Origin of the sequence: Acidovorax sp. ST3, assembly GCF_003231145.1 — a bacterium.
Taxonomy (GTDB): domain Bacteria; phylum Pseudomonadota; class Gammaproteobacteria; order Burkholderiales; family Burkholderiaceae_C; genus Acidovorax.
This window is the reverse complement of sequence record NZ_QKVP01000044.1, coordinates 1-677: the sequence shown is the minus strand read 5'-3', so window position 1 is coordinate 677 and position 677 is coordinate 1. Positions and strand designations below refer to the sequence as shown.

1 pseudogene is annotated in these 677 nt (G+C 56.4%); it reads right to left on the bottom strand.

The annotated features are described in order from the left end of the window. Positions 1-198 (bottom strand): annotated as a pseudogene (locus DNK89_RS23435) (ShlB/FhaC/HecB family hemolysin secretion/activation protein); the annotation flags it as partial. Positions 199-677 lie beyond the last annotated feature (479 nt).

The following is a 677-nucleotide window of genomic DNA, read 5'->3' as shown; positions in this document are numbered from 1 at the left end:
GGCCTGCAGGGCCAGTTGTTCGGGAGTGGGGGCCTGGACCACCGGCGGCGGCTGGGTGGCGCTGGGCGGGCGTTCGATCTGCGGCAGCGCGTCCACGGGGTTGCCGCGTAGCGGGCCGTCGGCGCGTGCCGTGCCGACGGTGGCGAGGGTGCAGATAAGGGCGAGGGAAAGCGGACCTGCGGGAAGCGTGCGTCTCATGCCTGGTTGTCTCTCTTTGCCGCTGGCACCGTTTAAACAGAACATCCGTATTAAGGGTCCGGATAAAGGCTTGAATATATGGGGCCGCTATATAAGTAAAACCGGTGGCGCGCCGCTCAGGCGGTATGTTGCCAGCGCGCCGGGGTAATGACAAATTATTTCATTGTGACTGGCCGGAAACGTGGATATAACAACAGGACGACATACAAGGCAATCTTTCCATGGCCCGATTCCGGGTTTTCCGGGATATTTAAAAATGACCGTGGCTAATTTCCGGGTATTCGTTACAAGTAAGCTGCCATACCGCGACGAATACTGGTATAAACCCTGATGTGTATTAATTGTTAATAGATAAGACTATATAAACGTATCAAAACACATCGGGTTTACCGGCTCTCGGGAGTCCACAGATGGACCAGGATGACCCCAACAAAATCGTCGCAAGTCGGCCCGCCACGAGCGTCTGCCGACCGTCGGCT